The sequence below is a fragment of the Longispora albida DSM 44784 genome (assembly GCF_000379825.1).
GTDB classification, from domain to species: Bacteria; Actinomycetota; Actinomycetes; order Mycobacteriales; family Micromonosporaceae; genus Longispora; species Longispora albida.
The window spans coordinates 100,700-125,267 of record NZ_KB903838.1 but is presented as its reverse complement, the minus strand read 5'-3'; the positions used below and the strand labels follow the sequence as shown (position 1 = coordinate 125,267).

Sequence of the window (24,568 nt, the reverse complement as noted above, 5' to 3'; positions counted from 1 at the left end):
TGTCCCAGGCCACAGCCACCGACCCGTCTCCCGATCTTGTCAGGGAACTGTGCGGGATGATGGCCGGGCACACCGACCAAGGGGGGACAATGACCGGGGATCATCCCGATCCGGACCAGCCCGGCGAGCTCGACGACCGGCTGGTCCCGCTGTATCGCTGGGTGATCCGCAACGGCGTCCTCGACCCTGAGCGCGCGGCAGCCGACCTCGGTACGACGGCTGGTCAGGTGGAGTTGTGGGCCGCGGAACTCACCCGGCTCGAACTGCTCCGGCCCTGCCCCGGCGACCGGGTGGCCCTGGTCGCGGTGAGCCCGGAGGCGGCGGCGGCCACCCTGCTCACTCCCGTCGAGACAGAGCTGCGGCAGCGGCTGGCCCACGCCGAGCGGCTGCGCGCCCAGCTCACGGCCCTCGGCCCCGCCTACGCCGACGAGCACCGCCGCCGCTCGCGCCCCGGGCACCTGCACGACCTCGGCGCCCTGGTCACCACCGAGTCGCTGGAGACGGTGACCGACCTGATCGGGTACTGGAACGCGCGGTGCCAGACCGAGGTCCTCACCTCCCAGCCCCGGGCCGGCCGGCTCACCGACCCGCCGGAGCGGGTGCTGGAGGAGAACCTCGAAGTACTCGCGCGGGGCGTCGCCCAGCGCACCCTCTACCAGCACGCCGCGCGGGCCAACACAGCCCTCCAGCGCTACGTCCACCGGGTCACGGCGGCTGGCGCCCAGGTCAGGACGCTGCCCGAGGTGTTCGGCAAGATGATCGCCTTCGACCGGCAGATCGCGTTCCTGCCCCGTCCCGGCTCCCCCACGGCCGGGGCGATCGTGATCCGCGAGCCGTCCCTCGTGGCGTACCTGTGCCACACGTTCGACACTGCCTGGTCGATGGCCGACCCGTACCTGCCGGCCCACCGGGGCAACCGGATGCCGGACGACACCAAGGAGGCCATCACGCGGATGCTGGCCGACGGGATGAAGGACGAGCAGATCGCCCGGCGGCTGGGCATGTCCATCCGGACCTGCCGCAAGCACATCGCGGAGCTGATGGAGCGGCTCGGCGCGACGAGCCGCTTCCAGTTCGGCTACCTGAGCAGGCCGCCGGGCTGATCAGAGTGCCCGGTTCACGGGCCCCAGTGGGTGTCCAGGCAGCCCAGCTGGCCGGGCTGCGGCGTCGGGCAGGTCCGCGTCGGGCTCGGGCTCGGGGCCGGGTCACCGGCACTCACCCCGGCCCCCGGCCTGGGCCGGCCCCCGTCCTCCTCGTGGCCGCCTGCGGTCCCGGCCAGGCCCCCGATGGCGATGAGCAGGCCCAGTAGCGCCACTGCCAGCTGTTTCATCGTCGCGATCCCCCCACCAGCCGCGGGCCACCCGCCCGCGTAGCTGCCCCAGCCTGCCCGGCGGCCCGTCAGGCCGTCCAACCAGGAAAGGGTGCAGCATCCTGCACCGCAGGAACTCCCCTGTTGTACCGGCCGGGCCATGGGCGGAAGTACCTGCGCCGCAGTTTGCTGCACCCTTCGCGGAGTTGGCAGCCGCCACGGTGCCTGGACAAGCTGGAGGCGTTCCGGGGCCTCGGACACCGCGTACCGCAAGAAGCACACACCATCGTCTGCATTCGGGAGACATCGTGATCGTGAAGAAACTCGCCGCCGTGGCCGCCCTGGCCGCCAGCGTCGGAGCGGCCGGCCTGATCGGCCCCGGTACCGCCAGCGCTGACGTCAGCGCCACGAACTACGTCGCCACCATCTCCGGCGGCAGCGGCGCGTGGCAGTTCAAGGTCCGCCTGACCCAGAAGGACGACATCGCGGCGGCGAAGGCCTCGCTGGCCGGCACGACCTCGCAGCACATCAACGGCAAGATCGTCCGGACCGGCGGGACCCCGGACTACTACAACTCCCCGTACACCTGGTTCCTGGACCCGAACGACGTGCAGTTCGTCGACATGTCGATGGAGGTGTGCGACGGCTCGCCGTCCGACGTGGAGTACGGCATCCTGACCAGCGACCGGTTCTGCCCGTGGACGGGCCGCGTGACCGCGCTGGAGCAGGTCGCGATCTAGCCTCCGCCTTCTCCTCTGCGGCCCGTGCCGCCCGCCACCGGTGTTCACCCCCTTTCACCGGCCCGGCGGGTGGCACGGGTCTTTTCCGGTACCGGCCTAATTCCGTTGTGGGGCCAGTAGACCGGGTCGTAGCGTCTGCGCATGGTCTTGTGACGAACCTTCCCAGCAGTGACGCCGGTCCCGTGTGACACCGACCGGCGTCTCCGCGTCCATCCCACTTCCAGAGAAGGCTCGTCCATGTCCATGCATTCACTTCGGTTCCGGTGGTCGCCGGAGTCCGGGTACTCCGAGGAGATCCGCGCGGTCACCGCCATGATCCCGGAGCTCCGCACCCCCGGGAACGCCCCCGACCGGCGCCGGCGCTTCACCGACGCCGGCTGGCGGGGTCGCCGCCGGCACTGGCGTACCGGGATGTCCGGTTCGCGGTCCTGGACACACCCGTGGCAGGTACCCAACGGCCGGGCGACACTGCGGCCGGCTCCGGGGCAGAACCGGCGCAAGTAGCCGGGGTCCAGGTCAGTAACCCGTAAGAAGAGCACGTGGGTGGGGCTGGGCGGCCGATACTGGAGGCATGGCTGCCCAGCCGCACCACCTGGCAGCGCTCAGCTCGGCCTTCCGAGGCGAGCTGATCGGGCCGGACCATCCCGCCTACGCGGAACAGCGGCGCGTCTGGAACGGCTCGATCGACCGGCACCCGGCTCTCATCGCCCGCTGCGCCGGGGTGGCCGACGTGCTCGACGCGCTCACGTTCGCCGAGGACTTCGTGCTTCCCGTCGCCGTCCGCAGCGGCGGCCACAGCTTCCCCGGCCTGTCGGTCTGCGACAACGGCATCGTGATCGACCTGTCACTGATGCGCGGCGTCCGGGTCGATCCGGCCCGCCGGACGGTACGCGTGCAGGCCGGCGCCCGGCTCGGTGACCTCGACCGGGAGACGCAGGCCTTCGGGCTCGCCGTACCAGCAGGCATCGTCACGCACACCGGCCTGGCCGGGCTGACGCTCGGCGGGGGCATCGGCTGGCTGATGCGCAAGCACGGCCTGACGATCGACCAGCTGATCTCCGTCGACCTGGTGACGGCGGCCGGTGAGCTCGTCACGGCCAGCGCCGAGGAGAACCCGGACCTGTTCTGGGGCGTACGCGGGGCCGGCGGCAACTTCGGGATCGTCACCGAGTTCGAGTTCCGGTTGCAGCCGGTGGGCCCCGAGGTGCTGGCCGGGCCGATCGTGTGGCCGATGGAGGCCTCGCCGGACCTGCTCCGCTTCTACCGCGACTGGATCACGCAGGTACCCGACGAGCTGACCACTGTGGTCATTCACCGCCGCGTGCCGCCCACGGCCGTGTACCCGCCCGAGCTGCACGGCAGGCACGCCGTCATGGTCGTGAGCTGTTACGCGGGGCCGGTCGAGGACGGCGAGGAAGTGGTCAAGCCGTTGCGGGCGTTCGGCAAGCCGCTGCTCGACCTGTGCGGGCCGAAGCCGTTCGTCCAGCTCCAGTCGATGTTCGACGCGTCGTTCCCCGAGGGCTGGTGGTACTACTTCCGCTCGTGTGACGTGGCGGAACTCAGTGACGAGGTCATCGACATCACGGCAGAGCACGCGCTGCGGATGAAGTCACCGCTGACCGCGTTCCCCATCTTCCACCTGGGCGGGGCTGTCAGCCGGGTCAGCGACGGGGACACCGCGTTCAACGGGCGGACAGCCGGGCACACGTTCAACATCAACGCGACGACGGCGACGCAGGACGGCTTCGACGAGGAACGCGCCTGGTCCCGCGCGTTGTGGACGGCGCTGGAGCCCTACCACAGCAGCGTGTACGTGAACTTCCTGATGGACGAGGGGCAGGAGCGGGTGCGCGCGGCGTACGGGGCAGAGAAGTACGACCGGCTGCGCGCGCTGAAACGCCGGTGGGATCCGGAGAACGTCTTCCGTCTCAACCAGAACATCCCACCGGCGTGACAGGGCGCAGCTAGGGCGTTTCTTCTGGATCGTTGTGTTCGTTGGTTTGGTGTGGCGTTATCGGATGCTCAGTGGGCCCGGATCGAGCCGTTGTTGCCGGTCCGGGCTCCGCAGCGGGGCGGGCGGTGGCGTGATCACCGCCTTGTCATAGATGCGATCGCGTGGAAGTTCCAGACCGGGGCGCCGTGGATGTGTCTTCCTGCGGAGTTCGGTTCGTGGAAATCGACGTACACGCGGCTGCGCCGGTGGGCGATCGATGGCACGTGGGATCGGGTGTTCACCGCCCTGCTGGCCCGGGCCGACGCCGACGAGGACCTCGACTGGGTCGTGTCGGTGGACTCCACGATCGTGCGAGCACATCAGCACGCGGCCGGGGCCCGTAAAAAGGGGTCCTCGCAGGCGAGCCGACCGACCATGCCCTCGGACGGTCCCGAGGCGGGCTGAGCACGAAGATCCACCTGGCCGCGGACGGATCCTGTCGTCCACTGTGTTTCGTACTCACCGCCGGGCAGGCCAATGACGCCCCGGCCTTCGAGACTGTCATGGCCGCGATCCGGGTACCCCGCCCGACCGGACGTCCACGGGTGCGACCCACCGTCGTCATGGCCGACAAGGCCTACTCGTCCCGAGCGATCCGCCGGCATCTACGACGCCGAGGAATCCGGGCGGTCATCCCACAGCCGTCAGACCAGATCGCCCACCGCAAACGCCGCGGCCGATCAGGCGGCCGACCACCGGACTTCGACCGCGACGCCTACAAGCACCGCAACACCGTCGAACGCTGCATCAACCGCCTCAAACAATGGCGCGGCCTCGCCACCCGCCACGACAAGACCGCCACCATCTACCGAGCCGGACTCCTCATCGCAGGCATCTTCCTCTGCTCAGCCCACTGATCCAGAAGAAACGCCCTAGTCGAATACCGGCCATGGCTTCCGTCATGCCCTGGCCGGTCCGCAGATCCGCCGTCACCCAACCGCATCGATCATCTGCGCTGGCCGGCCGGGCTCTGCGACTCATCACCCGTACTTCCCGATCAGCGTCGAGCAGTTTGCGGACCACTATCCGGCCGAGCGTACCGGTGCCACCGGTCACCAAAATCTGTTCGTCCATCGTTTCCTCCTGGAAGTCGCCAGCTCAGCCGATTCCTGATGCCCTCGGCTGATTGTGCAGCGGCCTCGGCGATCAACGCGTCCATCAGTGCCTGAACACTCCGGCTCTCTGCTCAGACGCGGAATCGGGAGTCGACTGTGGGCTACGGCCCGTACGGCTCGGGAACATCGCGCCCGCCGCTACCTGTGCGGAACCGCATATCATCCGCGGTTAGTACCTTGCTGTCTGTCTCAGCGAGCTGACTTGCCTGACTCCTTGACAGCCTGCAGACGGCTGGAGAAGTTCACGCTGACCCGAGCACCGGTCGGTGTGGTCTGCTTGGGTACGCAATGTCTCCAGTCGCGCTGGCAGCGTCCGCCCATTACCACCAGATCGCCGCTGGCCGGGCTCAGAGCGATGCTCCGGCCGCCCTGGCGGGGCTTGAGAAGGAATCTGCGGGTCGCGCCGAGGCTGAGCACCGGCACAAGCGCGTCGGTGGACCTGAGAGAGGATGGACCTGATGAGGACGGCACTCCGATGAAGATGGCCAGATGGCTGTTCGGTGACAGCGCACTGGCGGCTGTCTTGGCCATCGCCGGAGTCGGCGGCACCGTGTTGGCCGGGAAGTCTTCCCGCGCCCAGGTTCCGATGGACAGCCGCGGCCTCGTCCTGTTCGTGATGTCCGCGCTGGCGTTGGCCGCGCGCCGTCGCCATCCGCTGACCGTTCTCGTGGTGGTGACGGCCTGCACCTCGGCCTACCTCATCCTCGGCTACGCCTACGGACCCATCCTGCTCATCTTCATGCTCGCGATCTACAGCGTCGCCCGGCACGCACCCTGGGCGAAGGCTCTGCCTGCCGCGTTGGCGGCGTTGGCTCTGATGCTCATCCACCTGGCGGTCCCCGGCACGTCGCTCGGGCTGCTGGGCGTGGTACCGGTAGCGGCGTGGGTGGTCGTCCCGTTCGCTCTCGGTTTCACACTCAAGCTGCACCACGAGTCCGCGGTCCGGGTTCGCGCCGAGGCGATCCGCCAGAGCGTCGACGACGAGCGGTTCCGGGTGGCCCAGGAGGTCCACGACATCGTCGGCCATGGGCTCACCGCCATCAAGATGCAGGCCGACGTCGCCTTGCATGTCCTGGCGAAGAATCCCGGCCAGGCCGAAGTCGCGTTGGAGGCCATCAGCCGCACCAGCAGCCAGGCCCTCGCCGAACTCCGTGCCACCCTCACCGTCGTCCGCCGACCTGATGCTGACGCGGAACTCGCCCCGGTTCCGGGCCTGGCGCGTCTGGAGGACCTGCGGCAGCGGATGGCCGAAGCCGGCGTGTACGTGCGGTTGGAGACGTCGGGCTCAGCCAGGGCAGTGCCCGTGGCGGTCGACCTGACCGGCTACCGGATCGTCCAGGAATCATTGACGAACGTGCTGCGGCACAGTGCTTCAGGGCGGGCCCTCGTCACCATCGACTACGAAACCGGTCATGTCCTGATCGTCGTGTCGAATCCGGTAGCGGCCTGGCCGCCAAGTCCCGGAAGCGGATCTGGCATCCCCGGCATGCGCGACCGCGTCCAAGCCCTCAGCGGGGAATTCGCCGCCGGGCTCACCTCCGACCACCGGTTCGAAGTCCGTGCCCGTCTCCCGACCGGAGCTCAGCCATGATCACGATCGTTGTCGTCGACGACCAGGACCTCGTCCGCCTCGGCCTGCGGACTCTGATCGACAGCGAGGACGACCTGGACTGCGTCGGTGAAGCCGCCGACGGCCTGGCCGCCGTCACCGTCACGCAGCGAACCCGACCCGACGTGGTCTTGATGGACATCCGAATGCCCGGCATAGACGGTATCGAGGCCACCCGCCGGATCACCGCCGACCCCGCCCTGGCCAACACGAAGATCATTGTGTTGACGACGTTCGAGCACGACCAGTACGTCTTCGACGCTCTCCGCCACGGCGCCAGCGGCTTCCTGTTGAAGGACACCAAACCCGCAGAGCTTCTGCTCGCGATCCGCTCCGTCGTCCAGGGCGGGGCGTTGATGTCGCCGTCGGTGACCCGCAAGGTCATCCGCGAGTTCGTGACGGCCTCACCCCGCCCACTCAGACCCCACCCCGACCTGGACACCCTCACCGGCCGGGAACGAGAGATCGTCGTCCTGGCTGCCGAAGGCCTGAGTAACGACGAGATCGCCGAACGGCTTGTGATCAGTCCGGCTACCGCCCGTACCCATGTCAGCCGGGCCATGCTCAAACTCGGCGCCCGCGACCGCGCGCAGCTTGTCGTCTTCGCCTACCAATCGGGCCTTGCCGACTGATCCGGGTGCAGCGCGATGAACGTTCCAGCATCTGAACGGCGACCGTCGGCGATGTTGTCGGTGCTGGTCGTCCTGGTCGCAGCTCGGTGCGGGGCACCGGCCTCGGCGCCCCTCTTGAGCCTGATGACCGCTTCATCGAACGAATCGGATCGCATGCGCATGCAAGTGAGCCGCTGGTACGAGAGGGCGCGCTCTGGGCGATCAGCTGCACGGAATGGGCGGTATTCAGGAGAATTCTGCGCGAAGTGGCTGAGAGTGACCCGGAAGGATCTCTCCGCTACATGGCCGATCGAATCCTTGACAGTTTCACAACACTCGGACTGGAGTGACCGTGAGTCGACCGCTGCGCAGATTTGCGTACGTCCGAGGCCTCTTCTGAGCTGACGCCGCACCCGGCCGTAGCGCGAATCATCGAGCCATGACGAAAGAGCGCACGGACGAAACGGGTCGGCGCCGCAGATGGGTCGTCGCGACCTGCATCGCGCTGGTCCTGGCGGCGGTCGGCGACGCCGGTCCGGAAATCATCGAATCCCACAGCCTGGTGGCCGGCTATGACGGGCCGGGACCTCTGATCTACCTCGGCTTCATCGCAGTCGTCGCGACGGTGCGGTGGTGGCGTTTCGCGCCGCTGCTGGCAGTGGCGATGTCTGCCTTCTTCCTCTTCGGAGGGTTCGCTGACGCGGACTTCGCCAGCCGGCTCGTCACCCCGACAGGGGTCGAGTTCGTCGCGGCCTGGCTCCAGATGCTCAGTTTCGCGGCGGCGATCGTCTGCGGGACGGCCTCCGTGCGCTGGCGACGAGCCGGAACCGCTGTCAACTCGTAGTAGCCGCAGCCCAACACGTAGCAACAGTACTGAGGAGACAATGATGATAAGCACACTCGCGGCGCGATTCTCATCGACGCCGAAGAGCACGAAACTGTCGGTGTCGGGGCTGGCGGTCGGCATCGCGGGGCTGATCATTCAATGGATCGCCGATCCGGAGAAGTTCGGTGGGTTCCCGCCGGGGATCCTCTTCATCGCGGGATGCGCCGCCCTAGTGGTGGTGGCGTCCGGCCGTTGGTGGGCACCGGCCTTCTCGATGCTGATTTCGCTGTGGATCGTTCTCGGCGGGTGGGCGGCCGGCCAACTTCTCCCCAACTTCCGCTCCGGGGATGCGGGAACCGTCACCGGCAATGTGGTGATGGTGCTCGGGCTGGCGCTCGCCGCAGTCACTGCGGTCGTCGCGATGCTCGCCGGCTGGCGGGCCCGAAAGCACGCGGCGACAAAGTAACTCGAACTCACATAGATCACGGCGCTGAGCGAGCAGGAGGGCTGGAGTATGGGCAAGCCAGCGGCATGGCTGCTGTTCATCGTCGCGATCGTTTTCGGTCTGGTGCTCACGTACCCGTACCTGGGCCTCGATTCCGGCAACAGTCGCATCGATGTGCGCAACAATCTGCAGTACTGCGTACTGGTGGCGCACATCTTCACCGCCACAGTGGCGCTCGTGCTCGGCCCGCTGCAGTTCATGCCCAAGGTACGGGCGCACAAGCGGATCCACCGAACGCTCGGCCGGGCCTATCTCCTCGCCGGAGTACTGCCGTCGGCGGTGTCCGCGATCCCGGTCGCGGCGTGGTCCGGACGCCTCCTCACGCAGGTCGGACTGACCACCGCGGCCGTCCTGTGGTTGATCACCGGTGGCCTCGCGTACCGGGCGGCCCGACGGCGCGACTTCATTGGGCACCGGGCCTGGATGATGCGCAACTACGCGCTGACGTTCCTCGCCATCACGGCGCGCATCCTCGTTCCGGTGCTTCTTCTGGTCCAAATCCCCTTCGGTGGAGCCCACGCGGGATCGATCGGAGAACGTGCTCCCTCGATGATCCCGATCGGTCAGACGTTCGGCTGGATCATCAACCTGATCGTGGTTGAGATCCTCATCAGACGCGCCGCGCGCCGCATACCGTGGCGACGGCCTGAGCATCAAGCAGGCACGACACCACGGGCTTAGCCTCGGTCTTTGATGAGGTGTTGTGATCTTGGGCCGTTTCACGGTGTGTAGATGCGGCGAAGTGCCTGTCCTGTAAGGGAAACTGGGCTTGTCTAGGGCGCAGTTGATCTCTTCCAGGAAAGGCACTTCGTAGGTGAAGACTACCGAATGGTCGCGTGGGTTGTCCGTGTCGGTGGGCGGGTCGGGGGTCGTGTCGCATGTCGGCGCGGTGGCCACGCGACTGTTGGCCGACCGGGTCGGGTTGACCGGGGCGTTGGCCCAGGTCTTGGCCCGGCGGCGGTTCGTCCCGGGCCATGATCGGGGCCGGGTGCTGGTCGATCTGGCGGTCATGATCGCCGACGGCGGGGAGGCGACCGCCGACATCGACGTACTCCGCCACCAGGACCAGGTGCTCGGCCCGGTGGCCTCGCCGGCCACCGCCTGGCGGGCGTTGAAGGAGCTGACCCCGGCCCGGTTCGCCAAGATCGCCAAGGCGAGGGCGCGGGTCCGCCGGCACGTCTGGGACCAGTTCGACCAGGTCCCGCCGTCGCGGGTGGCGGGCGCAGACCTGGGGACCACGGTCGTGCTCGATGCGGATGCCACGATCCTGATCGCGCACTCGGAGAAGGAATCGGCGGCCCCGACCTACAAGCACACCTTCGGGTTCCATCCGATCGCGGTCTGGTGTGACTGTGAGGATGGTGGGTGCCATCCGGGGTCGTGATCTGACTCGTGGTGCGACTGGCGTTGATGCCTTGGTGTTGAGCCGTCGGTCCGGTCCCGGGTGGCACCCGCTACGACAAGACCGCCACCATCTACCGAGCCGGACTCCTCATCGCAGGCATCTTCCTCTGGTCAGCCCACTGATCCAGAAGAAACGCCCTAGCTCACGGTCACGCTGTCGTAGACCGTCGTGGACAGGTCGTTGGGGTTGCTGTCGGCATGGCTGACCAGTCTCAGGGTGTACGAGGTGCCCGCCGTCACGGCCGCCGTGAGCTGGAGGAAGGACCCGCTGGTCGCGCAGGTTCTCGGCAGCAGCGTGGCTGTGGTCCCGGTCGTGTTGTTGGTCAGGGTCACGGTCGCCCAGTCGTACTGCACCGTGTCGACGCAGTTCATCCTGTACCAGAGCGCCAGCGTGCTCTGTCCACTCTGCACAGTGAATGCCTGCGACACCGCCGAGTCCTTGTTCGCGGCGCCGAGCCTGGCGGCGTAGGTACCCGCCTGGACGGGGCTGGTCACGGCCGACGCCGTGCCGGTGCTCGTCCAGCCGGTCAGGTTCCCGGTCTCGAAGCCGCCGTTGGCCAGCGGTGTCCCGCCACCGGTACCCAGCGGGACGCGGTAGATCCCCCGGCCGAACGTGGCGGCGAAGACGGCACCGGTCGCGGCGTGGTACTCGATGTCGGTGACGGGGGCCAGCGGCAGTCCGGTACCGAGGCGCGACCACACGCCCGAGCGCCCGGCCGCCGTGAAGACCCCGACGTCGGTGGCGACCAGGAGCGTGTCACCGGGCGCGGTGACGATGTCGTTGACCGGGGCCTGCGGGAGGTTGCCGGTGATGTTCTGCCAGGTCAGGCCGGCGTCGGACGTGGCGAGGACCTGCGGGGCGCCGCTGCCGGCCCGGTACCCGGACAGGGTCACGTACGCCCGGCTCCCGTCGATCTTCACCCGGGTCACCCACGGCTGCCCGCTCAGCGCGAGCCGCCACGACGAGCCGCTGTTCGTGCTGACCCACACGCGCCCGTCATCGGTACCGGCGTAGATCACCGGGCCCTCCGCAGACACCGTCGTCAGGGTGCCGTACGGGTATGCGGGGTCGCGGCCCGGGCCGCCGCTCAGGTCGGGGCTGATCACGGAGAAGGACTGGCCGCCGTTGGTGGAGCGGTTGAGGCGCTCTCCCCCGAAGTACACAGTGGAGGGATTGTCCCTGGCGAACTCCAGCGGTGAGAACCAGTTGAACCGCGCGGAGGTCGCGCCCCCGAGGGACTGCATGGAGGAACCGCCGTTGGTGGAGCGTCCGCAGGCCCCGTTCTGGGAGCAGGCGAAGACGTTCTCCTGGTTGGCGGGGTTGATGAGGTTCTGCTCGCCGTCCCCGCCGTAGTAGGAGTTCCAGCCGGTGCCGCCCCACGTGCGCAGCGAGCCGTTGTCCTGCGTGCCGCCGGAGATCCGCGTCGCGTCCTGCGCGGAGACGGCGACGCTGTAGAACTGGGTGAACGGCTGCACGGTGCCCTTGATCCACGAGTTGTTGCCGCCGTTGGAGTCCGAGCGGTAGGCTCCGCCGTCGTTGCCCTCGTAGACCCGGCCCGGCACCTTCGAATCCCAGGCCATCGCGTGGTGGTCGACATGCATGCCACCGATCGAACCCCAGGTCGACCCGCCGTTCGTGCTCTCCTTCAGGCTCACGCCGGGCGCGAAGACGTGGTTGGCGTTCGCCGGGTCGACCCAGACCTTCCCCGTCCACCAGACCGCGCCGCCGACGCCGGGCAGGCCGGTGGTCGTGAAGCTGGCCCCGTTGTCCGTGGAGGCGTAGAAACCCTTCTCGTGCCCGTACGAGCCGTAGGTGGACGTGATGACGTAGACCTTGCCGGTACTCGCGACCGCGACGCCGATCCTGCCGAGCTGCACGCTGGAGTCGAGGCCGACAGTGTCACCGGGGCTCTTCGTGGTCACGTTGGACAGCCGCGTCCACGTCGCCCCGCCATCGTTCGAGCGGTAGAGACCCGAGCCCGTACCGCCGTACCGGCGCAGGTCAGGCTCGCGCAGCCGGTCCCAGAGCGCTGCGTAGACCCGGTTCGGGTTGCTCGGGTCGATCACGACGTCCACAGCACCGGTCGTCGCGTTCGGGCCGGCCAGGACGCGCTGCCAGGTCGCGCCGGCGTCGGCCGTCCGGTACACGCCCCGGTCGCCGCCGCCGCGGAAGAGGGAACCGGTCGCGGCGGCGTACACGATGGCCGGGTTGGCCGGGTGCACCGCGATCGCACCGAAGGTCGCTGACGTGGGCAGGCCGGTGTTCTGCCAGGTGGCGCCGCGATCCGTGGACTTGTAGACGCCGTCGCCCTCATAGGTCATGCTGCCGCCGCCGGGGTTGGCCTCGCCGGTACCCGCGTAGAGCGTCCCGTCACTGGCCGCCGCGAGCGCGCCGACGGCCTGGGGCGCGGTGTCCGACCAGGCCGGCTGATAGGTCATGCCCTTGTCGGAGCTCTTCCACACGCCCCCGCTGGCCGCAGCCAGGTACACGGTGTCGGCCAGCGCCGGATCGACCGCGAGCCCGGTGACCCGGCCACCCACGCTGGACGGCCCCTGAGCGCTCCACGCGGCCCCGGTCACGGGCAGGCGGCTGGCCTCGTCGGCGGCTCGCAGCAGCGCGCGCCGTGGCAGGCCGTGCCCGCCGGACAGGTCCTGCCGGGCCTTCCACTCGCCCGGGGCTGACGGGCCGCACCACTGCTCGCAGGCCGCCAGCCCTTCCCCGTCACCGGCTGCCGTGCCGGGCGGGGGCGGTGCGGCGAGTGCGGCGAGTGACGGGACGACGAGGGTTCCGGACAGCAGTACGGCGGCGAGCAGCCGCTGGCCTGGGCGCATCTGACACCTCACAACATCGACATATGTGCATGCTTCGGTGTCGAGTATGTGAGGTACCACTGCCCGGGACAACCGTGGTGGCCGGACTGGCACATCCGCAGCAGGGCCTCCCGGCTCCCCTTGGCGATGCCATAGTGGACGGATGACGCTAGGGGTAGCGGAGACGGACGGCGGATACCTGGCCTACGAGATCGGAGGGGCCGGGCGGCGGGTGGTCATGCTGCACGGCGGGCTGCTCAACCGGTCACAGTGGACAGCCGAAGCCCCGGCCCTGGCCGCGACCGGGCACCAGGTGGCCTGGATGGACGCGCGCGGGCACGGCGAGTCGAGCACACAGGCTGGCCCGTACCACCCGCACGAGGACGTGATCGCGCTGCTCGACCATCTGGGCTGGGCTGACGCGACCCTGGTCGGGCTGTCGGGCGGGGCGCGGGCCGCGATCGACGCCGCGCTGGAGCATCCGGAACGGGTCGCGGCGATGCTGCTGGTGGCGCCCGGGTACAGCGGTATGGAGCTCCACGATCCTTTCGTCACCGCGTGCGACGCCGAGATGGCCCGGTCGGCCGGCGCCGGAGACCTGGCAGGCTTCACGGAGGCCTTCCTGCGGGCCTGGGTGGACGGGCCGATGCGGCAGCCCGGGGACGTGGACCCGGCGGTCCGGCTGGCATGCCAGGAGATGGTCGCCGGCACGCTCGCCCGGCACGCGGCCGGCGGCCCGCCCGAGTGGGAGGAGGCGGGGGCAGCAGACCGGCTCGGGGAGCTGGCCATGCCGATCGAGGCCGTGATCGGGAGCCTGGACTCCACCGACATCGCCGCGGCCGTGCAGAAGATCGGCGCGGAGGCGCGCGATGCCCGCGTGAGCGTTGTGGAGGGCGCCGGGCACGTGGTGAATCTCGACCAGCCGGCCGCGTTCGGCAGGCTCCTGGCCGCCTTCATGCAGCGGACGGTATTACCGGAATAGGCCGCCCAGGCGGCGGCCTGCGCCCATACTGTCCTCAAGCGCGAGTCGCTGCGGGGGAAGGTGGGCGCGATGAGTCACGCGGCCGGGCCGGAAGACAAGAACGGCAGGTCCTGGCTGACACCGAAGCTCGTCCTCGGTGCCGTCATCGGGATCCTCGCCCTGGTGTTCGTGTTCCAGAACACGCGCAACGGCCGGTTCACGTTCCTGTTCTGGGAGGCCAACGCCCCGGCCTGGCTGTGGATGCTGGTGCTGTTCCTGGCCGGGATGGTCGTCGGCTCGATCTTCCCCTGGTTCCGCCGCCGGCGCGGCTAGCAGCCAGGGCTGCCGGGGTGGGTCATGCGGCGCTGGAAGAAGTTCCTGCTGGTCACGGTCTCGGTGGTGGTGGTCCTGGGCGTGGTCGCCGCAGTGGCACTGTGGTGGTTCGTGCGGACCATCCCCGACCGGCTCGTGGACAGCCAGGTCGACCGGCAGTACTCCACGCCGTCCTACCAGGGTGCGCGGCCACCGGATCTGACGCCGTTCGCCGCCGACCTGGGCGCGGTCTCCGACGCGCAGCTCGGCACCTGGGACAGCCAGATCGCCGGGGCTGACATCCGGGGGCTCCGCGAGCAGATGGCCGCTGGCCGGCTCACCGCCGAACAGCTCACGCTGTACTACCTCAAGCGGATCGAGAAGTACGACTCCGGCAAGCTGCGCGCCGTCCTGACGGTGAATCCCGACGCGCTGACCGTGGCCAGGGACAAGGACCGCGAGCGGGCCGCAGCCACGCCGGGGCTGGGGGCGATGCACGGCATCCCGGTACTCCTGAAAGACAACATCGCCACCGGTGACCGCATGCCGACGACTGCCGGTGCGGCCGTGCTCCGCGACGCGCGTTCCAGCCGGGACGCCTTCATCGTCGCGAGGCTGCGCGAGGCCGGGGCGATCATCCTCGGCAAGACCAACCTCAGCGAGTGGTCGTACTACATGGACTCGGAGGCGCCCAGCGGGTTCAGCGTGCTGGGCGGGCAGACCCGCAGCGCCTACGGGAAGTACGACGTCGGCGGGTCGAGCTCCGGGTCAGCGGTGGCCGCCTCGGCCCGGCTCGCCGCGGTGACCGTCGGCGCCGAGACGACCGGTTCGCTGATCTATCCCGCCTCGCAGAACTCGGTCTTCGCCCTGCACCCGAGCATCGGCCTGCTGAGCGGCGACCGCATCATCCCGATCTCCGGTGCGGTGGACACGGCTGGGCCGATGAGCCGCACCGTCCCGGACCTGGCCGTGCTCCTCAACGGGCTGCGCGGCCCCGGTGCCACCGGTACCGACGCCGAGGCCGCCCGTTCCCTGGCTGCGACCGACTTCACCACGTTCCTCAGCCCGGGTGGTCTCAGCGGGCTCCGGGTCGGGGTGCTCCCGTCCGGCGCGCCCCGCGACGGCGACCAGGAGATCAAGGACAGGGCGATCGCGAACCTGAAAGCCGCAGGTGCCGTGGTCAAGGACGTCAGCTTCCCCGAGGACGACGTCACGTTCGTCACCGGCACGCACGGCGACGTGCTCCGGCACGACTTCCGGCGCGACGTCGACAGCTACCTGACCGAGACCGCGGCACCCGTCGCTTCCCTGGCCGAGGTCGTCGCCTTCAACAAACAGGATCTCGCCAACCGGGCACCGTGGGGGCAGAAGCTGCTGGAGGAGGCGTTGGGTGACCCGGGTCCCGACCACGCGGCCGAGTCACGGGCCAGGGCCAGGGCGGCGATCGACCGGACACTCCGCGACAACCAGGCCGACATCCTGCTGAGCCTCGCCAACAACGATTCCATCGTGTACGCCCACGCCGGCTATCCGGCCATCAGCGTGCCCGCCGGCTACCGCGCCTCCGGCGAGCCCCTCGGGCTTACCCTGATCGGCGGCTACCTCGACGACGGCAGGCTCATCCGGGCGGCCTACGACTACGAGCAGCGCTTCAAGCCCCGCAAGGACCCGGCACTCTAGGAGCTATCGATTCTCAGTACCTCGACGCGGTCGCGGCCCGTGCCGAACACCGCGACGGGGTGCCCGTGCGCGACGGCACGGCGGACACCAGAGTCGGGCAGCTGGTACTCGCGTACCGAGTTGGTCGCCAGGACGTAGTCGTACTGCGCCCACTCCCCCGGCACGTCCGGATCAGCCCCGACTTTCGTGAACCACACGACGTTGTCCCGGTCGAAGCCAGCGCGCGTCAGGTCCAGCCAGAACACGTCGTCGACCATCAGGCGGCTGTCGCGGGGCACGTTGGCCAGTACCCACGCGCGGGCCTCCGCGATCGGCGCGTTGGCGTCGGCCATCGCGGGACCGGACACTGTGGACACCCACCTGGGCACGGTCAGCGCCGTGGCGACCAGGGCCCCGCTGGCGACGGCGATGACGGCCAGCCGGTACCGGCTGCGCGCCGCCCACAGCCAGCCCCAGAACGCGGCACCGGCCCCGGCGGACAGCAGGGCGGCGAACGGCAGGAGGCCGATGATGTAGGGCACCGGCAGGTACCCGCCCGGCCGCGCCCCGGCCACCACCAGCAGCACGAGCGCGAGCACCAGTGGCCGGAGCCGCCGGACGGCCCACGCCGCCGGAGCCAGGGTCAGCGTGAGCAGGACCGGCACCGGGTCCAGCTCCAGCCACAGCGCGACGATCCGCCGGGCCAGGCTGTGCTCGTCGAGGAGGCTGCCGCTGGAGTCACGGCCGGCCAGCTGGTACGCGATCCCGCCGAGCAGGCTCACCCTGTCCCGGCCCGGCAGCAGTTCGCCCTTCACGACGGCGAAGAGGACGTACACCGCACCGGTCATGACGAGCAGCGTGCCGCCGACCGCGAGGGCGTACCGGCGGATCTGCGGCTCGGCGGCCCGCCTGACCTGCCACACGAGCGCCGGCAGTGCCAGCAGCAGGGTCTCCCTGGTCAGCACGGCCACCCCGAAGCACACGCCGGCCCCAGCGAACGCCGACAGCCGGCCGCGCGGCGAGGCCGCCAGCAGGAACGCGGCGAGGAGCCAGGGGACGGCGACGTTGTCCAGGTACACCATGCGGTGGTAGACCACGGCGAGCGGCGAGAAGGCGAACAGGGTCAGGGCGACGGCGGACGCCCCGCGCGACAGGCCGAAGCGGCGGCACAGCGCGAACAGCAGCAGGCAGCTCACGAGGTGCGCGGCGAGCATCGCCTCCCGCCCGGCCAGCACCGCGTCGGCGTACCGGCCGAACCCGCCGGTCAGCGCCGCCCACCCGCTGATCTGCACCCACCCGGCCGGCGGATGGTCGTACCAGTAGGTGTAGTGCGTCAGCTCGCCGAGGTCGCTCACCGCCCACGCCTGGGCGACGTACGTCCCCTCGTCGTCCGTGTACTGCGGATACCGGCCCATCCCGATCGCCTGCACGGCAAGGCTCAGCAGGGTGAGCGGCACGGCGATCACCAGGGACCGCGCATGACGGGCGACCCAGGTGCGTATGGCCGTGAGCGGCGCGGCCGGGACGGTCACGGGCACCGGGCGCGCCTCGGTGACGGCCATCCGTTACGCCTGGCCACTGAGGGCGCGGTGCGCGCCGACGTGCTCGGTCTTCTCCCAGTCCCGCCGGCCGCGCACCTCACGCAGCACGGCACGGATCGCCGCGAACGCCAGCAGCACCTGGTAGGGGAAGGTGCCGAGCACGAGGAGGACGTAGTCCCGGATACGGGCGCGGACCTTGTAGACGGAGGCGAACTCCGCCAGCCCGCACAGCTCCACGGTCAGCGTCACGGCGGTGGGCACCGCTGGCAGGAAACTGATCAGGACCACCAGCGTCGGCACTCTCGCCCAGATCATCAGCGCCGCCGACACCGGGATCATCAGCCCGGAGAAGGTCTGGAGAAAGGGCATGGCGAGGGTGTACCTGGCCAGCCAGCGCTGCCGCCACGTCGGCAGCCGCCGCCACTCCCCCTTGCCGAGTACCTGGAGGAAGCCCTGGTCCCAGCGGGTCCGCTGCCGGATCAGGCTGCCCAGCGTCGTCGGGGTCTCCTCACGGGTCACCAGGTCCGGATCGTAGGCGACGGCCACCCTGGCCCCGTCGGCGGACATCCGCACGCCCAGCTCGCAGTCCTCGGCGAGGCACGTCTCGTCCCAGCCCCCGCCGAGCCGCAGCCACGTGGACTTGATGAACACCGTGTTGCCGCCGAGCGGGATGAAGCGCGCGTTGGCGTGGAAGTGCAGCCGGCTCCGGTACCAGAAGAAGTATTCCAGGCAGTTGCGCAGCGCCCACCAGCTGGAGTCGTGGTTCATCAGCTGGACGCCGCCCTGCACGACATCGGCACCCGACTCCTGGAACTGGCTGTCCACGTGCGCGAGCAGCGCCGGGTGCACCTCGTCCTCCGCGTCGAACACGCCGACCACGTCCCCGGTGACGTGCGGGAGGGCGGCGTTGAGCGCGGCCGGCTTGCTCTTGGGGACCGAGTCGTCGACGATCACGCGGATCAGGTCCGGGTGGCGGACGGCTGCGGACACCGCGACCGAGCGTGTGGCCGTGTCGTCGTCCCCGACGATCACCAGGATCTCGAAGCCCGGATGGCTCTGCGCCGCCAGCCGGTCGAGCGTGTCACCGAGCACGGCCTCCTCGTGCCGGGCCGCGACGAGCAGCGAGAACCGGTGCGCCGCCGGGCGCAGCTCGCCGGAGAACCGGGTCGCGGCAAGGGTTTCCGGCGTCCGCCAGGCGTGCAGCATCCACGCGAGCGTGGTCGTGGCGACGACGGCGAGCAGGATCGACGCGACGACCAGGGCACTGATCCCAGCCGTCTCCCACGCGGTCAGCGGGCCGGCCGACCTGCTGCCCGAGGCCGCGTACGCCGCGGCCGGCGGCCCGGCCCAGATCAGCGCGGCGGCCACGAACAGCAGGCCGGACACGCCCCGCCCGCTGTCACCGGCCGCCCGGCCGCGCTTCTTGTCACTGCCGGCTGTGGACACCGCTGCTCCAGTCATGCGTGTGCGGACGGATCGCCAGGCGGCGATGTCCGCCGGCCCGGCCAGAATAGGGCGGATCCGCCTGTACGCGACCGGCCGTAAGGCTGAAATGAAGTGTCCTCAACGCGACAGCCGCCCCTGCACCCGGCCGCTACTGTCCACTGTGGGTCCGGCGGAACGTGAGGGGGCGGCGCGGATGCTGGTGCTGTCCGGCCGGTACGAGCTGGTCGCCCTCGTCGGCCGGGGCGGCATGGGCGAGGTACACCGCGCGACGGACCTCAAGCTCGGCCGCACGGTCGCCGTGAAGATGCTCCCGGCCGAGCTGACCAGGCACGCGGACTTCCGCAGCCGGTTCCACCGCGAGGCACGGCTCGCCGCGCAGCTCAGCCACCCGGGCATCGCCACGCTGCACGACGTGGGCGAGCACCCCGGCCCGGCCGGGGAGATGCTGCCCTACCTGGTGATGGAGTTCGTCGACGGCCGCCAGCTGGCCGATCTCGGTACCCCGGCCGCGCTGGGCGACGTGCTCGCCGTCGCCGGCCAGGTCCTCGCTGCCCTCGGCCACAGCCACGCGCGCGGCATCGTGCACCGCGACATCAAGCCGGCCAACATCCTGCTCACCGAGGGCGGCGTCAAGGTACTCGACTTCGGCATCGCCCGGGCCCTCGCCGAGACGGCCACCCGGCTGACCTCCACCGGCACCACGATCGGCACCCCCGCGTACCTCTCCCCCGAGCAGATCGACGACGGGCCGATCGACGGCCGCGCCGACCTGTACGCCCTGGGCTGCCTGCTGTTCGAGCTGTTCACCGGGCATCCGCCGTTCACTGGCGACTCGCCGTTCGTGGTGATGCACCAGCACCTGAGCAAGCAGCCACCAGACCTCGCGGCGCTCCGCCCGGACCTGCCAGCCACCGTGGTCACCACCGTCCACCGGGCCCTCGCAAAACACCCCGCCGACCGCTTCGCGAACGCGGCAGAGATGCGAGCCGCGCTGGCGGTGGGACTGGGCGGCGACACTCGACCGTCCACTAGGGAATCCAGCCCGGGATTCCTGGTGGCGGGAGCCGAGGTACAGGCGGCGGAGAACGCTCCTGAGGCAGGGCTCGCCCTGCTCCCTGTGACCGAGCCAGAACCGGGACATGGGCAGCGACAGGGGCCTGGATCTGGACCGGGTTCGTTGTCGCGGCCGGGGTTGGGGGCAGCGCCGGAGCCGCTCCTCGGCACCGTGCCGGAGCCAGGGTCGGTAGGCATCGGGCCGCCGCCGGGTTCAGTTCCGGCCGCCGCGCCGGCCGCATTGTCAGCCAGCCCGCCGGCTGCCGAGACAGGTCAGGAGCCGGGCTCTGTTCCGCCGCCGCTGGCCGGTAGTAACGCGGCTCCGACGGTCGTTTTGAGCGTCGCGGAGCCAGCCCATACCCGTGTGCTGCCCGATGAAGCCACATCCGGGCCGGTGACATTCCTGCCCGGGCGGGCTGCGGCTCCGGCTGGGCCCGCTCAGCTGGTTCAGGATGTTCCGGCGTGGCGGGAGACCGGGTCTCCCTCCATAGCCGAGCGCCCAGAGGCCGATCCCCGGCGGCCGGCGGCTGACCGGGCCGGGTGGCGGGTGCGGTTCGATCCGACGATGGAGGGGGTACTGGCGCTGGCTGGTGCCGTGCTGGCGTGGCGGCTGGCTCAGGCTTCGGGATCGGCGGCAGGTGAGACGGGCTGGCTGGCGTCCGCCGCGCCGTGGTTCGCAGGAGCCGCGGTGGTCGCGTTGCTGTGGTCGGCCCGGCTCGCCGCCGTGCTGGCCTGGGCTCCGGCCGGGCAGCTGGCCGCGGCGACGCTGGTGACGGACGGGGGCTTCGACCTCTCGGCGGCCTTCGGGGCGCAGGCGCCCGCCGCACTCGTCGCGGGGCTCACCGTGGGCGTCGCGGCGCTTTTCTGCCTGGTCGGGTTCTTCCGCAGCAGGGTGCGGGGCGGGTTTCTGATCGCCGGGTTCTGGCTGATGGGCGGGATGTTCGTCCAGTACTTCGGGCCGCACACGCCAGGCGACCAGCGTGCGGTGTTCTGGATGGCGCTCGCGGGTGTCGTGGCCGTGACCGCCGCGCACGAGCTGTGGGCGCGACGGCCGTAGAGGTCCTCTCTCCATGGCGGTGGTGCTATGGCGAGGTCCAGGTGGCGAGCGGCAAGCAGAATTCGAGGGCGGATGCCGGTGTTGTGAGCGTGGGAAGTGCTTCAAAGTAACCGCCGTTCCGGGTGGGGGTAACCCCCTCCGCCCCGGAACTCTCTATCGGACAGTCATAGCTTTCCTGCTGGCCTTTCGCCGCCGCCGCAACGCTGGCGAGCCCGTGAAATGCCACAGCGCCCCGGTGCTCTCCCCATGATGCGGGAGGGCGCCGGGGCGCTGCGCTTGCCGAGCTACTCGTCTTCATCTTCCTCGTCGTCCGGGTGGACCCAGTACAGACCAGGCTCTCGCCCGTCCGGAAAGTGAATCATGCACAGTTTCCAGCGGTCGCGTTCGTCGGGCGGGACGACGCCAAGCGATTGGGCGTAGGCGGTCAGCTTCAGGGTGTCAATCCCGGCATGGGCAAGCAGGTCGGACATGATCTCAGGGGCGGCTTCCACTGGGTGTGCCGCTAGGTCGTAGGTCATGCCATGTCCTCCAGTCCGTGCCCGTTGCCCTCGTAGATGTCCACGCGGATCAGTCCATTCTTCCGGATCGAGTACACCGTCAGCGTGTATCCAGGGGGAAGTACGTCGCGCAGGTTCTCCTCGCAGCCGTCGTCTCCTTTGCATGGGGTCGCGTTGATGTAGAGGCTGGCGTTCCTGATCTGGTCCCGGCGCATGATCGCCGCAGCGTGTCCCTCCACATGCCATGTCATCGTGGACTCGGACCGCCACGGTTCCCTGATTCCCGCCCCGCCTGAGGCTGGCCCGTCCCCGGCTCGGTAGACCTCGGTCAGGGCACGGCCGTCGGCAGACCACAGCTTGCCTTGTGCACGGCTACGGCCACCGTACGGCGGAATCTCAGTGACCTTGGCATTGTCGGGCGGCGGGGGCGGCGCGGGAGGCTTCGGCGTTACCGGCCCCGCTCGCGGCTGAGCACTGACGGCCGGTGCCGCGCTTCAACCGATCAGGTTCGCCGCTGCGTTCAGCGCGTCGCGGGTGCGCTCGATCAGGGCGTTACCCATGCCCGCCGCTTCCTCGATGATGCCCCGGATATGCAGGGCCTGCTGCACAGCGTCGCTGTGCCCGCCGGCCTGGAAGTTGTAGACGGCACTGTCGCAGTTCTCCATAGCGCCACCCAGGATGCTCATCAAGTCTTCTTCCATGAGGCGCACGACCGCGCCGCAGCCCTCAGCGACATCTTCCATGTAACTCAAGACAGGTCACTCCCCAGTAGCTAGAGGTGCTTTATGGACCGTTGTGCCTTGCGGGCAGTGATGGGCCGAGTGGTCAGCCGCCTGCCACGGGCGCGGGGCGGGTTCCTTCACAGCCCATGAGCACAGGGCGATGACCCCTGCCCGGGCGCAGCACGTGCCGAAAGTGAGCGCCAGGGCGACGGCGGTCAGGGGGTCTCATCGGCGGTGGTACAGCCCGGCGTGCACCGTGCACGGCTGGTGAGACTGGCCCTGGACCTCGTGCCGCTGGAGCCGGGCCTTGAGGTGGCCCAGCTCGTCACGGCACCCGTTCACCGCAGAACAGGTGACCTTGATGGACAGGCCGATCACGACGACTCTGCCTGGTCGAAGACGAGTTCCGCGAAGGCGTCAAGCTTGCCGGGGTCGGCGAGGTCGCCCGGCTGGTAGCCGTGGCTGAGCATGAACCAGTCCAGCTCGCCACGGGTCGCGATGATCCGGCAGCCTGCCGGGGCCTGCCGTCCGGCGGAGTAACCGAACTCTCCGGTGTCGTCCATGAACAAGATGGCTTCGGGTTGGTTCGGCTGGTAGCTGGCTGCGAAGTCTTTGATCTTCGCGCCTAGTTCCTTGCGCTGCTCGGGTGTGGAGTTCAGCATGGTTGTAGCCCCTTCGGGGATAGAGGGGGCCGGACAAGAGCTGCCCAAGGCTTCCGGCCCCCTTGCTCGGGTTGCGAACTCAAGCAAGGCCGCCGGGTTACTCCTCGCCCTCCTCCTGGTCCTCGCCGTCGTTCGGCTTGCCGTTGACGTGGGTGCTCATGGGCCACCGCCTCCAGGCACAGGAAAGGGCGGCGGGTGTCCGAGACTCGGGGAGTCCATGTCGACCGCCCGCCGCCCTTGAGGCTGACCGATCAGCCTGTGACAGAGAAGCTACGAGAAGTCATGCATCAATGTGATTGCTGAGTGCTATGCGTCGATGCCCATTTTGGACGCCAGCGAACGGAGGTCGTCAGCCACGGCACGGCGCTTCGCCCGGGTGATCATTGACGCCACGGCGGACCGGGCGGAGGGCATGACCCGGACATACTGGGGGGCGACGTGGCAGGCGCGGCCCACCATCACGACGGCCTCACGTTCGTGGCCGCCGATCGCGGCCAGCGCCTTCCCAAGATCTAGATAGTAGCTAGCCTGGCGGCCCCTTAGCTTCGGCAGCCGGTCCGGCTGGACGTCCCGCCCGATCTCGATCACCCGGTGCGGTTCGCCAAGCTCATGCGCGACAGCCATGCTCCACAGGCCAACGTTGGTCGGCCCGAAGCCGAGCAGATCGTACTCACCCCCGGCTGGCTCCCCGAGTGAGGCGGCCAGGTTTGATGCCTCGTGAAGATGGTCCTGATGGCCAGCGCCACCCGTCACGGCCACGTGAAGTGCCTGCCGGAGATGGAGCATCCCGTACGCCTGCCTGACAACCGGGTTGCTCAGGTGGGGCTCAAGCTCGTCGCGGGCAGTCTGAGCGATCCGTGCGGCGGTGGCCGAAGATTCGACTGGAGTCACTTGCAGGAGCTGGAACTGTGCGACACCGAGCCTGGCGATGTCGTCGTCTTCTCTGGCTACCCGAACGGCAAGGTCGGCAGCTTGCCAGGCCAGATCGCGATAGCCGAGCGCCCGCAGGCACGATGTGGACAGCGCGGCCGTGTGGCTCAGCCATGTGCGGTACCGGTAGGCATCTCGAAGCAGGTCAGGCAGCAACGGCGCAAGGCCAGCGAAGTCAGTGGCCGCGCGCAGATCCCCGGCGGCCAGAACATCCGCCGCGAACTGCTCGGAGCTTCGGCCAGTTGGACGGGCCGTTTCGCCATAGATGTCCACAAGGGCGGCGCGGATGACGGGGACAGCCGCAGCCGCCTTCGCTTTCGCGGGGTCGGTCGGATCACCGGGAAGCCCAGTCAAGTCCGAGACAGACACGGCCAGAGCCTTTGCCAAGTCCAGCAGCGTGGAGCGCCGCTCCACAGTCCGCACGCCCGACTCGATCTGCGATAGATACGGCTGAGACATTCCGGCCAGGCCCGCAAGAACTCGCTGCGTCATACCCCGCCGCTTGCGCCACAGCTTGACCCGCTCACCCACGTCCTCCATCCCACCAGCGTACGGTTCATGCCATCCGGTCGATAGCTGCCAGCAATGCCGATCATGAGCAGTCGGCCCGCCCGGGAAAGCTCCAGGACGGGCCGATCTGATGCGTCCGCCGCGTCCGCCAACCGTCCGGATGATCTTGAAAGCCGACCGGGACAACGATCAACGACGACGTACGTTCATGCAGGTCAACGACAAGTCACTCACGTTTCCCCAGGTCACCGGCTCCCACTTTCTACAACCGGTGCTGTATCCGCCCTCGAATTCT

At 69.4% G+C, this 24,568-nt stretch carries 25 protein-coding genes and 2 pseudogenes; 15 read left to right on the top strand and 12 right to left on the bottom strand.

The window, feature by feature from the left end; all coding sequences use genetic code 11:
• The first annotated feature begins 89 nt into the window (after positions 1-89).
• The gene (locus tag A3G1_RS0130540) at positions 90-1,103 is read left to right on the top strand and encodes a helix-turn-helix transcriptional regulator (RefSeq protein ID WP_018353307.1); all 1,014 of its coding nucleotides are present in this window, start codon (positions 90-92) and stop codon (positions 1,101-1,103) included.
• Between the two features lie 14 nt (positions 1,104-1,117).
• Here A3G1_RS0130540 and A3G1_RS0130535 read toward each other — a convergent pair whose 3' ends face one another.
• Entirely contained in the window at positions 1,118-1,330 is a 213-nt protein-coding gene (locus A3G1_RS0130535) for a hypothetical protein (RefSeq protein WP_157641514.1), read from the bottom strand.
• 287 nt (positions 1,331-1,617) lie between these two features.
• Here A3G1_RS0130535 and A3G1_RS37620 point away from each other — a divergent pair, with 287 nt between their 5' ends.
• The 4 genes from A3G1_RS37620 to A3G1_RS39985 all read left to right on the top strand — a co-directional run bounded on the left by A3G1_RS37620 (position 1,618) and on the right by A3G1_RS39985 (position 4,899).
• Positions 1,618-2,049, top strand: a complete 432-nt coding sequence (locus tag A3G1_RS37620; protein ID WP_018353305.1) for a BP74-related protein — start codon at positions 1,618-1,620, stop codon at positions 2,047-2,049.
• A 243-nt stretch (positions 2,050-2,292) separates the two neighbouring features.
• Complete coding sequence (locus tag A3G1_RS0130525; RefSeq protein WP_157641513.1) at positions 2,293-2,553, top strand: hypothetical protein; 261 nt, start codon at positions 2,293-2,295, stop codon at positions 2,551-2,553.
• A 67-nt stretch (positions 2,554-2,620) separates the two neighbouring features.
• On the top strand, positions 2,621-4,003 hold the full coding sequence (locus A3G1_RS0130520; protein WP_018353303.1) for an FAD-binding oxidoreductase: 1,383 nt from the start codon (positions 2,621-2,623) through the stop codon (positions 4,001-4,003).
• Between the two features lie 51 nt (positions 4,004-4,054).
• Positions 4,055-4,899 (top strand): IS5 family transposase gene (locus A3G1_RS39985; protein ID WP_425411417.1). Its coding sequence is split into 2 segments (ribosomal slippage): positions 4,055-4,388 and positions 4,388-4,899, totalling 846 coding nucleotides; the frame shifts between segments, so codons are not numbered across the junction.
• Here the strand turns inward: A3G1_RS39985 and A3G1_RS41000 are convergent.
• On the bottom strand, positions 4,865-5,116 hold the full coding sequence (locus A3G1_RS41000) for an SDR family oxidoreductase (RefSeq protein ID WP_157641511.1): 252 nt from the start codon (positions 5,114-5,116) through the stop codon (positions 4,865-4,867). The genes A3G1_RS39985 and A3G1_RS41000 overlap by 35 nt on opposite strands.
• Positions 5,117-5,346: 230 nt before the next feature.
• Positions 5,347-5,688, bottom strand: a complete 342-nt coding sequence (locus tag A3G1_RS42365; protein WP_425411416.1) for an alpha-ketoglutarate-dependent dioxygenase AlkB — start codon at positions 5,686-5,688, stop codon at positions 5,347-5,349.
• Here A3G1_RS42365 and A3G1_RS0130505 point away from each other — a divergent pair.
• From A3G1_RS0130505 to A3G1_RS37610, 6 genes and pseudogenes are all read left to right on the top strand, one after another.
• A complete protein-coding gene (locus tag A3G1_RS0130505; protein ID WP_245563630.1) occupies positions 5,639-6,748 on the top strand; it encodes a sensor histidine kinase in 1,110 nt (369 codons plus the stop codon). The genes A3G1_RS42365 and A3G1_RS0130505 overlap by 50 nt on opposite strands.
• Positions 6,745-7,398, top strand: coding sequence for a response regulator (locus tag A3G1_RS0130500; protein WP_018353299.1), 654 nt, complete (start codon positions 6,745-6,747; stop codon positions 7,396-7,398). The genes A3G1_RS0130505 and A3G1_RS0130500 overlap by 4 nt, the downstream gene beginning before the upstream one ends.
• A gap of 418 nt (positions 7,399-7,816) precedes the next feature.
• Positions 7,817-8,221, top strand: coding sequence for a hypothetical protein (locus A3G1_RS0130495; RefSeq protein WP_018353298.1), 405 nt, complete (start codon positions 7,817-7,819; stop codon positions 8,219-8,221).
• A 43-nt stretch (positions 8,222-8,264) separates the two neighbouring features.
• Positions 8,265-8,669 (top strand): hypothetical protein, encoded by a 405-nt coding sequence (locus A3G1_RS0130490; protein WP_169437628.1) that lies wholly within the window; start codon positions 8,265-8,267, stop codon positions 8,667-8,669.
• Between the two features lie 48 nt (positions 8,670-8,717).
• Complete coding sequence (locus tag A3G1_RS0130485) at positions 8,718-9,389, top strand: DUF2306 domain-containing protein (RefSeq protein ID WP_018353296.1); 672 nt, start codon at positions 8,718-8,720, stop codon at positions 9,387-9,389.
• Positions 9,390-9,522: 133 nt separating this feature from the next.
• Positions 9,523-10,059: pseudogene (locus tag A3G1_RS37610) on the top strand (transposase); the annotation flags it as partial.
• A 191-nt stretch (positions 10,060-10,250) separates the two neighbouring features.
• On the opposite strand, the gene A3G1_RS37605 reads toward A3G1_RS37610, so the two are convergent.
• Positions 10,251-12,944, bottom strand: coding sequence for a VPS10 domain-containing protein (locus A3G1_RS37605; protein ID WP_083937204.1), 2,694 nt, complete (start codon positions 12,942-12,944; stop codon positions 10,251-10,253).
• Positions 12,945-13,086: 142 nt separating this feature from the next.
• Here A3G1_RS37605 and A3G1_RS0130470 point away from each other — a divergent pair, with 142 nt between their 5' ends.
• The 3 genes from A3G1_RS0130470 (at position 13,087) to A3G1_RS0130460 (ending at position 15,876) form a co-directional block, all read left to right on the top strand.
• Positions 13,087-13,905 (top strand): alpha/beta fold hydrolase, encoded by an 819-nt coding sequence (locus A3G1_RS0130470; protein ID WP_018353294.1) that lies wholly within the window; start codon positions 13,087-13,089, stop codon positions 13,903-13,905.
• A 69-nt stretch (positions 13,906-13,974) separates the two neighbouring features.
• Positions 13,975-14,217 (top strand): LapA family protein, encoded by a 243-nt coding sequence (locus A3G1_RS0130465; protein ID WP_018353293.1) that lies wholly within the window; start codon positions 13,975-13,977, stop codon positions 14,215-14,217.
• A gap of 24 nt (positions 14,218-14,241) precedes the next feature.
• Positions 14,242-15,876, top strand: coding sequence for an amidase family protein (locus A3G1_RS0130460; protein ID WP_018353292.1), 1,635 nt, complete (start codon positions 14,242-14,244; stop codon positions 15,874-15,876).
• On the opposite strand, the gene A3G1_RS0130455 is transcribed toward A3G1_RS0130460, so the two are convergent.
• Both A3G1_RS0130455 and A3G1_RS0130450 read right to left on the bottom strand, forming a co-directional pair.
• A complete protein-coding gene (locus A3G1_RS0130455) occupies positions 15,873-17,417 on the bottom strand; it encodes an ArnT family glycosyltransferase (protein WP_018353291.1) in 1,545 nt (514 codons plus the stop codon). The two genes, A3G1_RS0130460 and A3G1_RS0130455, sit on opposite strands and share 4 nt — an antisense overlap.
• Positions 17,418-17,420: 3 nt before the next feature.
• Positions 17,421-18,857: a glycosyltransferase family 2 protein gene (locus tag A3G1_RS0130450; protein WP_157641509.1), complete on the bottom strand. Its 1,437-nt coding sequence runs from the start codon at positions 18,855-18,857 to the stop codon at positions 17,421-17,423.
• 178 nt (positions 18,858-19,035) lie between these two features.
• Here A3G1_RS0130450 and A3G1_RS39230 point away from each other — a divergent pair, with 178 nt between their 5' ends.
• Positions 19,036-20,952, top strand: a complete 1,917-nt coding sequence (locus A3G1_RS39230) for a protein kinase domain-containing protein (protein WP_169437626.1) — start codon at positions 19,036-19,038, stop codon at positions 20,950-20,952.
• A 284-nt stretch (positions 20,953-21,236) separates the two neighbouring features.
• On the opposite strand, the gene A3G1_RS0130440 is transcribed toward A3G1_RS39230, so the two are convergent.
• The 6 genes and pseudogenes from A3G1_RS0130440 to A3G1_RS0130415 all read right to left on the bottom strand — a co-directional run bounded on the left by A3G1_RS0130440 (position 21,237) and on the right by A3G1_RS0130415 (position 24,303).
• On the bottom strand, positions 21,237-21,470 hold the full coding sequence (locus A3G1_RS0130440) for a hypothetical protein (RefSeq protein WP_018353289.1): 234 nt from the start codon (positions 21,468-21,470) through the stop codon (positions 21,237-21,239).
• Positions 21,467-21,862: pseudogene (locus A3G1_RS39975) on the bottom strand (DddA-like double-stranded DNA deaminase toxin); the annotation flags it as partial. The gene A3G1_RS0130440 and the pseudogene A3G1_RS39975, both read right to left, overlap by 4 nt.
• Before the next feature lie 81 nt (positions 21,863-21,943).
• Positions 21,944-22,135: a hypothetical protein gene (locus A3G1_RS40990; protein WP_157641473.1), complete on the bottom strand. Its 192-nt coding sequence runs from the start codon at positions 22,133-22,135 to the stop codon at positions 21,944-21,946.
• A 261-nt stretch (positions 22,136-22,396) separates the two neighbouring features.
• On the bottom strand, positions 22,397-22,549 hold the full coding sequence (locus A3G1_RS41250) for a hypothetical protein (protein WP_018353287.1): 153 nt from the start codon (positions 22,547-22,549) through the stop codon (positions 22,397-22,399).
• Positions 22,546-22,833 carry a hypothetical protein gene (locus A3G1_RS0130420; RefSeq protein WP_018353286.1) on the bottom strand — a complete coding sequence of 96 codons (288 nt, stop codon included), beginning with the start codon at positions 22,831-22,833 and terminating at the stop codon, positions 22,546-22,548. Before A3G1_RS0130420 ends, A3G1_RS41250 begins: the two co-directional genes overlap by 4 nt.
• Before the next feature lie 306 nt (positions 22,834-23,139).
• Positions 23,140-24,303, bottom strand: coding sequence for a helix-turn-helix domain-containing protein (locus A3G1_RS0130415; RefSeq protein WP_018353285.1), 1,164 nt, complete (start codon positions 24,301-24,303; stop codon positions 23,140-23,142).
• Between the last annotated feature and the right edge of the window lie 265 nt (positions 24,304-24,568).

What these genes read in the sequence shown, in the direction of transcription:
- A3G1_RS0130540 (WP_018353307.1), top strand. Translation starts at nt 90, where the DNA reads ATGACCGGGGATCATCCCGATCCGGACCAGCCCGGCGAGCTCGACGAC.
- A3G1_RS0130535 (WP_157641514.1), bottom strand. Translation starts at nt 1,330, where the DNA reads ATGAAACAGCTGGCAGTGGCGCTACTGGGCCTGCTCATCGCCATCGGG.
- A3G1_RS0130525 (WP_157641513.1), top strand. Translation starts at nt 2,293, where the DNA reads ATGCATTCACTTCGGTTCCGGTGGTCGCCGGAGTCCGGGTACTCCGAG.
- A3G1_RS0130520 (WP_018353303.1), top strand. Translation starts at nt 2,621, where the DNA reads ATGGCTGCCCAGCCGCACCACCTGGCAGCGCTCAGCTCGGCCTTCCGA.
- A3G1_RS41000 (WP_157641511.1), bottom strand. Translation starts at nt 5,116, where the DNA reads ATGGACGAACAGATTTTGGTGACCGGTGGCACCGGTACGCTCGGCCGG.
- A3G1_RS0130505 (WP_245563630.1), top strand. Translation starts at nt 5,639, where the DNA reads ATGGCCAGATGGCTGTTCGGTGACAGCGCACTGGCGGCTGTCTTGGCC.
- A3G1_RS42365 (WP_425411416.1), bottom strand. Translation starts at nt 5,688, where the DNA reads ATGGCCAAGACAGCCGCCAGTGCGCTGTCACCGAACAGCCATCTGGCC.
- A3G1_RS0130500 (WP_018353299.1), top strand. Translation starts at nt 6,745, where the DNA reads ATGATCACGATCGTTGTCGTCGACGACCAGGACCTCGTCCGCCTCGGC.
- A3G1_RS0130495 (WP_018353298.1), top strand. Translation starts at nt 7,817, where the DNA reads ATGACGAAAGAGCGCACGGACGAAACGGGTCGGCGCCGCAGATGGGTC.
- A3G1_RS0130490 (WP_169437628.1), top strand. Translation starts at nt 8,265, where the DNA reads ATGATAAGCACACTCGCGGCGCGATTCTCATCGACGCCGAAGAGCACG.
- A3G1_RS0130485 (WP_018353296.1), top strand. Translation starts at nt 8,718, where the DNA reads ATGGGCAAGCCAGCGGCATGGCTGCTGTTCATCGTCGCGATCGTTTTC.
- A3G1_RS37605 (WP_083937204.1), bottom strand. Translation starts at nt 12,944, where the DNA reads ATGCGCCCAGGCCAGCGGCTGCTCGCCGCCGTACTGCTGTCCGGAACC.
- A3G1_RS0130470 (WP_018353294.1), top strand. Translation starts at nt 13,087, where the DNA reads ATGACGCTAGGGGTAGCGGAGACGGACGGCGGATACCTGGCCTACGAG.
- A3G1_RS0130465 (WP_018353293.1), top strand. Translation starts at nt 13,975, where the DNA reads ATGAGTCACGCGGCCGGGCCGGAAGACAAGAACGGCAGGTCCTGGCTG.
- A3G1_RS0130460 (WP_018353292.1), top strand. Translation starts at nt 14,242, where the DNA reads ATGCGGCGCTGGAAGAAGTTCCTGCTGGTCACGGTCTCGGTGGTGGTG.
- A3G1_RS0130455 (WP_018353291.1), bottom strand. Translation starts at nt 17,417, where the DNA reads ATGGCCGTCACCGAGGCGCGCCCGGTGCCCGTGACCGTCCCGGCCGCG.
- A3G1_RS0130450 (WP_157641509.1), bottom strand. Translation starts at nt 18,857, where the DNA reads ATGACTGGAGCAGCGGTGTCCACAGCCGGCAGTGACAAGAAGCGCGGC.
- A3G1_RS39230 (WP_169437626.1), top strand. Translation starts at nt 19,036, where the DNA reads ATGCTGGTGCTGTCCGGCCGGTACGAGCTGGTCGCCCTCGTCGGCCGG.
- A3G1_RS0130440 (WP_018353289.1), bottom strand. Translation starts at nt 21,470, where the DNA reads ATGACCTACGACCTAGCGGCACACCCAGTGGAAGCCGCCCCTGAGATC.
- A3G1_RS40990 (WP_157641473.1), bottom strand. Translation starts at nt 22,135, where the DNA reads ATGAGCATCCTGGGTGGCGCTATGGAGAACTGCGACAGTGCCGTCTAC.
- A3G1_RS0130420 (WP_018353286.1), bottom strand. Translation starts at nt 22,833, where the DNA reads ATGCTGAACTCCACACCCGAGCAGCGCAAGGAACTAGGCGCGAAGATC.
- A3G1_RS0130415 (WP_018353285.1), bottom strand. Translation starts at nt 24,303, where the DNA reads ATGGAGGACGTGGGTGAGCGGGTCAAGCTGTGGCGCAAGCGGCGGGGT.